The sequence below is a fragment of the Methylobacterium aquaticum genome, from assembly GCF_001043915.1.
Classification (GTDB): domain Bacteria; phylum Pseudomonadota; class Alphaproteobacteria; order Rhizobiales; family Beijerinckiaceae; genus Methylobacterium; species Methylobacterium aquaticum.
In genome coordinates, this window is record NZ_LABX01000032.1 from 54693 (window position 1) to 64712 (window position 10020).

The window sequence follows — 10020 nt, forward strand, 5'->3', positions numbered from 1 at the left end:
CGCCGCCCGCCGTTGCAGGCGCTCGAGCAGCACCTGATGCAGGCGCCGCCACACACCGGCGGCCTGCCAGTCGCGCAGGCGGCGCCAGCAACTCATACCGCAGCCGCAGTTCATCTCGGCCGGCAGCATCTCCCAGGGGAGGCCCGAGCGCAGCACGAACAGGATGCCGGTCGGGCGGCGCAGTCGTCCAGCCGAGGACGCTCACCCTTGGGGCGAGGCGGGTGCGGCGGCATCCGGGGTGGTCCGTTCACTGTCGCCGAGGTGTTTATCGCTGCCAACACCGCGCGTGCTAATGCGCTACCGTTCTCCTGCGACGAGAGGATGTCCCATGAGCCACGAGCCGCACGATGCAGAGATCGCCTCCGATTCCAGGCTGCTCGTGCCCGGTACGACGACTTGGCGCAACGCGCGCGCTGACCGCCTCACACCCATCGTCGACGCGGCCGCATATTTCAGACATCTCAGGACAGCCTTGCTGCATGCACGCTCTTCAGTGCTGTTCATTGGCTGGGAGTTCGACACCCGCATCAAGCTGGCGCCGGACGATCCCGTCGCAGGCCTGCCGGAGGAACTCGGCCCCTTCCTGTCTGAGCTGATCCACCGCCGGCCCGGCCTGAGCGTGCGGGTGTTGCAATGGAACCTGGGCTTACTCGGTACACTTTTGCGCGGCACAACGCCGTTCTACCTGCTCAACTGGATGAGCGCGCGGCGTTTCACGTTCCGTCTCGACGGCGCCCATCCGGCGGGTGCCTCGCATCACCAGAAGATCGTGGTAATCGACGATGTGCTAGCCTTCTGCGGCGGCATCGACGTGACCGACGACCGCTGGGATACGAGCGAACACCGCGACGGGGATGGGCATCGCGTCCGGCCGTCAGGGCGAACCTACGCGCCCTTCCATGATGCCACGGTCGCGGTCGACGGCGACGCGGCGGCTGCGTTGGGCGACCTGGCCCGCGAGCGGTGGCGGCGCGCGACTGGGGAGCGGATTGCCCCACCTGCCCCGGCGAAGCACGATACATGGCCGGCCGGCCTCGCGCCGCTCCTGCGCGACGTCGAGGTTGGGATCACGCGGACCGAGCCGGCCTATCGCGACCGGCCCGCCATCCGTGAGGTCGAGCAGCTCTACCTCGCGGCCATCCAGCGTGCGCGGCGGACGATCTACTTCGAGAGCCAGTACTTCGCCGCCCGCTGCATCGTCGAGGCGCTGGCCGGGCGGCTGGCCGAGACGAACCCACCGGAGGTGGTCATCGTTAACCCCGACCGGGCGCGCGGCTGGCTGGAGGAGAGCGCCATGGGCCGGGGTCGCACGCGGGCTCTACATTACCTAGCGGCAGCAGACCATTCGGGCCGTTGCCGATTCTACCAACCAATCACGGCCGGCGGCGCTCCGATCTACGTCCACGCCAAGGTGATGATCGTGGACGACGACGTCCTGCGCATCGGGTCTTCGAACCTCAACAACAGGTCGATGGGCTTCGATACCGAGTGCGATCTCGCGGTGGAGGCCGCGGGCATGCCGGGCCGTGAAGCCGCGTTCGCGGCCACTGTGAGGGCCTTTCGCGCCCGGCTCCTCGCCGAGCATCTCGGTACCGTCGCCGAGGTCGTCGAGGTGGCGGTGCAGGACGACGGCGGCTCCCTGATCCGGACGATCGAGCAGTTGCGTGCGCGCGGAGGAAAGACGCTCGTACCCATTGAGATGCCGAAGTCGGCGGGCATCGTCCCGCTTCCGGACGGCGAACTCCTGGATCCCGAGCAGGCTGAGCCTGTCTGGCGCGCAGCGTGGCACGCCGCGCGGGGTCGCATTGCCAGCCTGCGCCGGCGGGCTAGCTCTTGAATGCCGTGTTGAGGCGCAGGGTCAGGAATGTAACCATGGAGAGGATGGCGGCGATGTCGTAGAGGCCGTAGCCGACCGCCGCCCCGAGCGCGCCCGTCGCCCACAGGCTCGCCGCAGTGGCGGTGCCGGAGGCGTGGCCGGCGCGCTTGAGGATCGCGCCGCCGCCGATGAAGCCGACGCCGGTGATGAGACCCTCAATAATCCGCGCCTGGCCGGTCGAGTCCTGGCCTAGCACCCGGATGGCGACGAGTACGAAGCCGCAGCTGGCGATCGCCACGAGCGGGAAGGTCCGCAGACCGGCGCTCCGGGCCTCCTGCTCGCGGTTCCAGCCGATCGGCAGGGCAAGGGCGTAGGCGACCGCGAGAGCGATGAGGTGGGAAGCGACCTCCCAGAGATCGAAGCTGCGTCCTGGCATTCGGTGCTACCTTGCCCGACCGGGCAATCCGCCTTGCGACCTCAGGACGTCGAGGGTCGCCTGCTCGATCTGCTCAAGGGCGGCGATCACGTCCATGTCTCTCTGGTAGGCTCCGATCACGGAGCGTAGTTCCATGGTCTCGGCCACGACGCTGACATTCGGCATTTTGACCATGCCAGACGTGTCCGCCGCGGGGTGATTGGCGATCAGCCTGAACGGGAAGGCCCAGCTATTGGTGGCGATCCGCAGCTTCGAAGTCCTGTTCTAGCCTATTAGCTAGTGCACTGGCACCGACGAACGAGCCACGTGCTCACTCGCCAACTACCTGCAGTCACAGAGAAATTCGTAGTGCGCGGTGTACCTTCTGAAAGCGTCAGTGCACTAGAACAGGACGAGCCAGCGGCGATAAGGATCGCCACTCCGCTCCGCACTGGGGCGGTGGACACGGCATTGGCGATATTCCCCATATTAATGCGCATGCACGCCGATTGGGCTCGCATGCTCTCGATCGCGATCTCGCGTCCAGTGACCTCGCTCATCGTCGCGTCCGATCTGACTGGTGCGCCGAGGCGCCCGTACCGACGATCAAGCCTCGAGATATTTAACAAATCGATAACCTAGAGCCGTGCCCGAGCGGTTTGGGACGGCTGGAGAGTCGGGACGTTGAGGGGTGAAGGAGGATGCCGATGCCTTCACCCTTGTCTGTCGATCTACGCGAGCGTGTCGTGTCGGCCGTAGCCGCGCGCACGTCCTGTCATCAGGCCGCAGCCCGGTTCGGGATCAGCGTGTCCAGGTGCCGTCACCCGTAACGAAGACAGTCTACGACGATCGCAGCGGGACTACGGCCCACGTCGCGCATGCCCCGTCGACCCGCGCCTGCGTCGTCTACGTCCGTGAGTTCGGCCTGCGGCTCGAATGAGTTCTCGCACCTACGTCCACCACGATCACGAACCCAGCGCCGCGCTCCAGCGGATCGCGCTCGGGGGCAGGATTTGCGGTCGTCGCTCGCTGGCTTCGACCGCTTCCTAGAGGACAGCAAGACCATAGACCTTAGGCCACCGACAATCAAAGTGCTAGCAACGCTCGGCCACACCGTCGATCATCTCAGCTTCCGACCCGGGGCGACGTGGTCTTCACGGACGACATTCCGTTCATGCCGGATGCGAGCACAGCGCGCTGCGACTTTCATCGCAGTGACCAGGGCCGGCTCCACCGATCGATCATGCGGCTCCTCGACCGCCCCGACAACGCCCGGCTTCTCGTCTGACACGACTACGGGCGCGGCGGCCTGGAGCGAGGCCGCCTTCGTGGACTTGCGCCGGCAGCGCGACGCACAATTCGAACTGCCAGTGCTGCTTCTGCAGTCGCTGCCGACCAACATCCGGGCGGGACACCTGCCCGCCCCTCGCCCCAAAGGTTTCGTGATCCTAAACGAGCCGCTCGATGTTCCTCGGGACGCGATGTGACGGCGGCGCGAGCGACCGTCAGGCCAGGCTTCGGTGGCCACGGCCCTCCCGCGTACGCAGATCGTTGTGCAAGGTCGTGGCAGCGATCGCGGCGTGGCCCATGGCGACGCTGATCTGATCGAGAGCGTAAACGATGTCCCCCGCGGCGTAAATGCCCTTGCGGCTCGTGCGCTGTTTCTGATCGACGGCGATGCAACAGCCGTCTCCCATTTCCAACCCGAGCGCATGCGCGAGCTCATCGTTCGAGTCCGATCCCAGCGCGGGATAGACGGTGTCGAAGCGGCGCTCACCGCCGCATTCTAGGAGCGCGGCGACACCGTCTTCGCCGAAGACAAGCCGTATCAGCGGACGCTCCTCGATCGCGATGCCGGCGCATTTAAGGAGCTGGCGGTCGCCGGCCGCGATCTCCATCGCGCCGGTCGCGAGAAGCGTGATGTCTTTGGAGTAGGTGCACAGGAACAGTGCCTCCGCGACGCCGCGCGCGTCGCCACCGATGACGCCGATCGCCTGGTTCGTCGCCTCGAAGCCGTCGCAGACCGGGCAGTACCGGAGTTGACCGCGATCGAGGGCCCGCCGGTGCGTGTCCGGGTCGACATCCGGCCGCCGGTTCAAGGTCCCGGTCGCGAGGATGAGGGTGCGCGCTTCCAAGGCGAGGCCGTCCCCCCACACGCGGAAGCGGCCGAACTCGCCTTCAATCGCGTCGATGCGACCTTTCACGAACCGCGAGCCGTAGCGTCCGGCCTGCGCCGACATACGCGCCAGGAGTTCTTCCCCACCGATACCGTCGGGAAAGCCGGCATGATTGTGCGAGCGCGGGATCCACTTGGCCCGGCTGTTGCCGTCGTCGACGACCACCACCGTCCGGTGGTAGCGGGCGAGGTAGATCGCGGCCGTCAGCCCGGCAGGGCCACCTCCAATCACGAGCGTATCTACCAGTCGCTCCTCGCTCCCGCTCATTGCCATCTCGACGCTTCCTCATGAATGCGGACGTATACCGCCCGCGGATTGAGAGACACCGATCCGAAGTCTTCGCGGGCCAAGGCCGCGGTTGGAACCCGTTCCTCCGGGCCCTTCATCCATCTGGATGGCTCCCGCAACCACAACGCCGGCCGGACAGGACTGGGTATTACCATCGCGAGGCGAGACGTCGAGACGGAGGACTGAACAATTGATCCTCCCCCCCATTTTTGCGGACAAGGGTGATTGGCCTGCAGTCCGCTCGGCCTGCTTGGGTGTGACGTAGCCGAGAGCCGAGTGGAGGCGCTGTCGATCGTAGCAGCCCTCGATGTAGGCGAATAGGCCGCGTTGGGCCTTATCCCGGGTCGCCCATCGTCGCTGATGGACGAGTTCGACCTCAGGGGTGTGGAAGTCCTTCGACAGGCTCAGGATGAGGGCCGTCCATCGGGGCGTCGTCTTAGCAGCAACCGGCGCGGCTCGTGGAGGGTGTCGCCTGGATGTCGGCGGAAAGCCTCCACGTACTGGCTGCCACGATCCGAGTGACAGATGAGCCGGCAGCTGATTGCTGCCGTTGGATGGCCATCATCAGGGCCGCCGACGTCAGCTCGGTCCGCACGTGATCGCGCATCGACCAGCCGACAATCTTGCGGGTGGCGAGATCGAGGACGGCGGCCAAGTAGAGCCACCCTTCTGCCGTAGGCAGATAGGTGATGTCCGCCAACCAGACCTGGTTGGGCAACGCGGCCGAGAAAAGCTGCTTGATGAGGTTGCAGGCGATCGGCCGGTTGTGTCGGGTGTCGGTCGTGCAGGGCCGGAACCAAGGTCTCGCCAAGGCCCGGATGCCATGACGGGGCATCAGGCGCTCCACGCGCCTGCGGCTGGCTGTTCGACCTTCCGCACGCAAAGCAGCATGCACCCGAGGCGAACCGCATCGCCGCTGATGCCCGGCATGGATTCGTTGCACATCGTCGAGGAGTTGCCGGTTGGATGTCGACTGGGCGCTCTCGAAACGTGATCGCCATCCGTAGTACCCGCCGGGAAACAGCTACGTGCCTCTATAAACGTCAGGCCCGGAACTGCATCAACTCTTAGTAGCAAGCTTCAGCATTCGATCGAAGGCCTTACCGATGTTGATGTTCAAAATATGGTCACGAGAGACCTCGCTCGCCTTCAGCATTTCCTGCTCCAGGCTTACACCGCTCGCACTTTCCAGCACATCCCAGTTGTCTCGAGTTGGCATCGCTCTCCCCGTCGGACCAGCGTCGGGCTCGGCAGTGCGCGCCTTCTCCGTCGTAGTCATTTCCAAACTCGTGCGCGCAAGAACCTGTGAGAAGGGCGTTACATCGCGTGTTTTGTAGTTCTGAGTGTTCGCATTTGCAACATTGCCCGCAATTGTAGCTTGCCGTACGGCGAGATGTCGTGCCTGCAAAGAAAGGAGGACGAATAGATATCCATCACTCATCAGAACAATCACCAATCCTGCTTCATTTTATCGCGAGAATTCGGGCATGTACGGTGATGGGCATGATTTCTGGCGAAATGCCTTTCATGCTCCAGGATGATCGTCAGCATATGTCAAACCAGGCGATGTTATAGACGAAAATGATTGGCATTGCCGCCGTTGCGACCATGCGGGCCTCGTCGGCAAGATATAGAGCTGCGCCTCATCATCGAGCTTCGCCCTCATAGTTTCGAATTAAAAAGTCAACCATCGAAAATTCTCGTATCTCTAACCTAGGTAAATCGACGAAGGTGCTGCAACGGGGCCACCGCGCATGTGGCCTACGGTACACGCCATCCTCTTCGGTCTCGCACGCGGAACCTGATTCCACCGATATTTTAGCAATAAGGTGGCTTGGCCCGGACAGGTGTCCATAAAGTCAAATCGCACACAGGAGATCAAGGTCAATCGGGCTTGCTCCAACCAACGTCACAATTTGTCACGAACCGGAGACAATGCGCCTACTCGCGGCACCATTCCGCGACTGTCACAACCGTGAATTGTTTCTGTCGGCTTAGAGCCCCTAACATAACTAGCTCTCGCCCCCGCTAAGTGGTTGAATTTGCAGGGGCGTAGGCGGTTTAGGATAGGTGCTCTTAGCGGGGAAGCCTGTTCGTCGCTAAGCCTCAACGCTCTTCTTCCTCTTGGTCGTGATCACCGGGGTTCTCAGCCCGGCAGGCCCGCGTATCGCAGGCGACAACGAGCCTGCGTGGCCGTCCCCAGCAGGTGACCTCGAAGGCCGTAGCCTGTCCTTTAGTCCAGATTGTCTCCACACTGGCCGGGATGCAGCGCTTCTCTTGGAGTGCCCGCTCCAGCTGGTAATGGTAGTCCACGCGCTCCGAGCCGGAAGCCCGGTTGGCACCGGTGATAGAGGCGGCCACCACGGTCATCGCCATGATGGTCAAGGCCACAGTCTTGATCATGTTCTCATCCGTTTCCTGCAGGCGTCCGACTAGTGTGTTCGGGCTGTCGTTGCCCCCCCCTGCGGACGAAGTGTACGCGCCACTGTCTCCGCCCAATCGCACCATGTCAGGTGCATCTCGATCCTTGTCCCTCCGCCGCAGGCGCGTGACGCGGAGGTCCTGCCGCGCGGACGTGGGCAGGAGGCGCGCGAAGCGCTTGGAGACAAGCATGTCGACCCCGTCGTCCTTAGCACGGCGCTCGATTCGCGACAGGGCGTTCATCGCCGGGCCGAGCACTGTGAACTCGGCCCTCAGCCCATCGTCGAACACGCCGGTCAGGCCCCGCGCCCGCATGGAGCGCCGCTGTGACGTGCATCGGTGGCAGTCCGTCGCGCTCGCGGTTCCAGGCGTCGAGCCGGCCGGTGAGTTCGAGGGCGGCGGCTAGTGCCGCGCCGGCCTGCGCCTTCGCCGGACCATCGAGGAGGTGCGCGAGTACACCGTCGCCGAGATACTTGTCGAAGAACCCGCTGTGGCGCGTAAGAGCTATGCGGGAGAATGGGTGACGCGGTTTGGATGAAGGCGGCGTATCGAGGCGGGTGTCGAGCCTGCCAGGACCTCTCGTTGAGAGCGATACGCCATGGACAGCCCTACCAACATCGTGCGGCTTCGTCAGCCTGAGGAGATCGACGGTCCCCTGACCGAGGTGCTGCGGGCTGGCGCCCGCCGCTTGCTCACCCAGGCGGTCGAGTTCGAGGCCGAGGCCTTCCTCACCGCCATGCAGGATCTGCGGCTCGCGGACGGCCGCGCCCGCCTGGTCCGCCACGGACATGGCCCCGAGCGCGCGATCCAGACCGGCATCGGCCCGTGCCGGTGGCGTGGGTGCGCATCCGCGATCGTGGCGCGACCAGCCCCGAGGAGCGGATCCGGTTCTCCCCGGCCCTGCTGCCGCGGTGGGCGCGTCGCAGCCGCAGCCTGGATGCGCTGCTGCCGGTCCTGTACCTGCGCGGGATCTCGACCGGCGATTTCCAGGAAGCGCTCGCCGCCCTCCTGGGCAAGGATGCGCCAAACCTGTCGCCGGCCGTCGTCACGCGGCTGACCGCGACGTGGGCCGACGAGTACGCCCGCTGGCAGGCGCTCGATCTCTCGGCGCGCCGCTACGTCTACGTCTGGGCCGACGGGGTCTACCTGCAGGCCCGGATGGAGGAGCAGGCCGAATGCATGCTGGTCCTGATGGGCGCCACGCCGGAAGGCAGGAAGGAACTGGTCGGCTTCCAGGTCGGGGTGCGCGAGAGTGGGCAGAGCTGGCGGGAACGGCTGGTCGACGTGAAGCGGCGCGGGTTGTCGGTGGCGCCGACGCTGGCCGTAGGTGACGGAGCTCTGGGCTTCTGGAAGGCGCTGGACGAGGTCTTTCCCGGCACGCGTCATCAGCGCTGCTGGCAGCACAAGACGGCCAACGTCCTCAACAAGGTCCCGAAGTCCATGCAAGCGGCGATGAAGGCGGATCTGCGTGAGATCACCGGCGCATCGACGCGGGCGCAAGCCGAGGTGGCGATGGATGTGTTCGTGGAGAAGTACGGGGTGAAGTATGCCCGTGCGAGTGAATGCCTGACGAAGGATCAAGGAAGCTCTGCATGCATTCTACGACATGCCGGCGGAGCATTGGGACCATCTGCGAACGACGAACCCGATCGAGAGCGTGTTCGCGACGGTCCGGAACCGGACGGTGCGCACGAAGGGGGCGCTCTCGCCCACGACCGCCAAGCTGATGGTGTTCAAGCTCGTGATGGCGGCGGCCAAGACCTGGCGGCGGCTGACGGGCGAGAACCAGTTGCCGAAAGTGGTGGCTGGCGTCATCTTCCGGGATGGGACCGAGGTCACCGCGAGCCCTGATCACCGCGCCGCCTGACCGCCCGCGTCACCCAAATCCCCGCATAGCTCCCGGCGCACCAAGCGCGACATTGACTGGGGCAGCATGGTCTTGCCGAAGCGGGCCTCGATGAAGCGGCAGAGGTCCAGCAGGGTCCAGCTGGCGGGCTCGCCGCGGTCGGGATTGGGCCCCCGCAGGATGTGGTGGACCAGCACCGCCTGCTCGCCCTCGTTCAGACGTGCTGGCCGGCAGCCGGCCGGGCGGTCGACCAAGCCGAGGAGCCCTTCGGCGTTGAAGCGCTTGACGGCATCGCACAGCGCCTGACGCTCGATCCCGGCCGGCCGTGCCGCCTTGGCCTGGCTCATGCCATCGAGCGCGTTGGCCACCACCAACAGGCGCAGTGCGGTCCGCCAACGCAGCTCCCGCTTGGCCTGCCGCCGCAGATCGGCGACCGTAGCGATGTCGGTCCGGATCTCGACGGCACGCGCCACAAGCTCCTCCCTGGTTCAGGGAAGCAGCGAGTCATGCCTGCGGATCCGTGAAACCCCTCTACGAGTCAAAACCTAAGCGCGGCGGTATTATACGCCTGCAGCTTAGGCGGCCCTCCCTTTGGAGGAGGCGCTATAATCGTATGTATGTAAATCAAGATATATATCAATATCTTAAATGTGATATGCTATGGTCAATGTATCAGATTTTACAAATTATATAATTTTATATATATCATATTGAAACCGAGACGATCGGCATTAATCCTGGACGATGAATGTCGGCGCGTCGGACTCTGTCGCAATTATAAAAAAACTTCGATTTGTTATATCTTTTGAGGACCAAAACCATGCCGTTCAACAGCCATGATGCTTTCCGGACTGCACCAATTCGGTTAAAATTCCTGACGGATCACCCACGGACGGCTCGCTATCTCTCCGACTCACGTCGAGTGAACGTTCGTGACCCGGATGATGGGGTAGACTTGGCTGCCGACGATGATCGCGCTACGGCGTCTTCCGTCCTCCTGCAGAGAGAATGGCATCCGACGACGGTGGCAGGCACCGGTACTCTCCAGCCCTTCGCT

9 protein-coding genes and 3 pseudogenes are annotated in these 10020 nt (G+C 64.2%); 4 read left to right on the top strand and 8 right to left on the bottom strand.

The annotated features are described in order from the left end of the window. Positions 1-15 precede the first annotated feature (15 nt). A pseudogene (locus VP06_RS34405) lies at positions 16-233 on the bottom strand (transposase); the annotation flags it as partial. Between the two features lie 95 nt (positions 234-328). Here VP06_RS34405 and VP06_RS04290 point away from each other — a divergent pair. Further along, a complete protein-coding gene (locus tag VP06_RS04290; protein ID WP_053081522.1) occupies positions 329-1837 on the top strand; it encodes a phospholipase D-like domain-containing protein in 1509 nt (502 codons plus the stop codon). On the opposite strand, the gene VP06_RS04295 is transcribed toward VP06_RS04290, so the two are convergent. Both VP06_RS04295 and VP06_RS35925 read right to left on the bottom strand, forming a co-directional pair. After that, positions 1827-2252, bottom strand: a complete 426-nt coding sequence (locus VP06_RS04295) for an MgtC/SapB family protein (RefSeq protein WP_048462603.1) — start codon at positions 2250-2252, stop codon at positions 1827-1829. The two genes, VP06_RS04290 and VP06_RS04295, sit on opposite strands and share 11 nt — an antisense overlap. Positions 2253-2258: 6 nt before the next feature. Further along, positions 2259-2426 carry a flagellar basal body rod protein FlgC gene (locus VP06_RS35925; RefSeq protein ID WP_156295444.1) on the bottom strand — a complete coding sequence of 56 codons (168 nt, stop codon included), beginning with the start codon at positions 2424-2426 and terminating at the stop codon, positions 2259-2261. A gap of 512 nt (positions 2427-2938) precedes the next feature. On the opposite strand from VP06_RS35925, the pseudogene VP06_RS34410 reads away from it, so the two are divergent. Together VP06_RS34410 and VP06_RS38520 are read left to right on the top strand one after the other, a co-directional pair. Next, a pseudogene (locus tag VP06_RS34410) lies at positions 2939-3043 on the top strand (IS630 family transposase); the annotation flags it as partial. A 2-nt stretch (positions 3044-3045) separates the two neighbouring features. After that, entirely contained in the window at positions 3046-3171 is a 126-nt protein-coding gene (locus VP06_RS38520; RefSeq protein WP_280950164.1) for a hypothetical protein, read from the top strand. Positions 3172-3736: 565 nt separating this feature from the next. On the opposite strand, the gene VP06_RS04305 is transcribed toward VP06_RS38520, so the two are convergent. The 4 genes from VP06_RS04305 to VP06_RS04315 form a co-directional block, all read right to left on the bottom strand. Then, on the bottom strand, positions 3737-4675 hold the full coding sequence (locus VP06_RS04305) for an NAD(P)/FAD-dependent oxidoreductase (RefSeq protein ID WP_048462604.1): 939 nt from the start codon (positions 4673-4675) through the stop codon (positions 3737-3739). Between the two features lie 457 nt (positions 4676-5132). Then, complete coding sequence (locus VP06_RS04310) at positions 5133-5720, bottom strand: IS3 family transposase (protein ID WP_245291051.1); 588 nt, start codon at positions 5718-5720, stop codon at positions 5133-5135. A 36-nt stretch (positions 5721-5756) separates the two neighbouring features. Continuing rightward, positions 5757-6137, bottom strand: coding sequence for a flagellar basal body protein (locus VP06_RS34415; protein WP_082167167.1), 381 nt, complete (start codon positions 6135-6137; stop codon positions 5757-5759). 665 nt (positions 6138-6802) lie between these two features. Beyond that, positions 6803-7432 (bottom strand): hypothetical protein, encoded by a 630-nt coding sequence (locus VP06_RS04315; protein ID WP_048462605.1) that lies wholly within the window; start codon positions 7430-7432, stop codon positions 6803-6805. Positions 7433-7715: 283 nt separating this feature from the next. Between VP06_RS04315 and VP06_RS04320 the strand changes: the two are divergent. After that, a pseudogene (locus VP06_RS04320) lies at positions 7716-8984 on the top strand (IS256 family transposase). Here VP06_RS04320 and VP06_RS04325 read toward each other — a convergent pair. Next, complete coding sequence (locus VP06_RS04325; RefSeq protein WP_048462606.1) at positions 8969-9436, bottom strand: helix-turn-helix domain-containing protein; 468 nt, start codon at positions 9434-9436, stop codon at positions 8969-8971. The pseudogene VP06_RS04320 and the gene VP06_RS04325 sit on opposite strands and share 16 nt — an antisense overlap. Between the last annotated feature and the right edge of the window lie 584 nt (positions 9437-10020).

Coding starts and splice junctions, on each gene's coding strand:
- VP06_RS04290 (WP_053081522.1), top strand. CDS start 329: ATGAGCCACGAGCCGCACGATGCAGAGATCGCCTCCGATTCCAGGCTG.
- VP06_RS04295 (WP_048462603.1), bottom strand. CDS start 2,252: ATGCCAGGACGCAGCTTCGATCTCTGGGAGGTCGCTTCCCACCTCATC.
- VP06_RS35925 (WP_156295444.1), bottom strand. CDS start 2,426: ATGGTCAAAATGCCGAATGTCAGCGTCGTGGCCGAGACCATGGAACTA.
- VP06_RS04305 (WP_048462604.1), bottom strand. CDS start 4,675: ATGAGCGGGAGCGAGGAGCGACTGGTAGATACGCTCGTGATTGGAGGT.
- VP06_RS34415 (WP_082167167.1), bottom strand. CDS start 6,137: ATGAGTGATGGATATCTATTCGTCCTCCTTTCTTTGCAGGCACGACAT.
- VP06_RS04315 (WP_048462605.1), bottom strand. CDS start 7,432: ATGCGGGCGCGGGGCCTGACCGGCGTGTTCGACGATGGGCTGAGGGCC.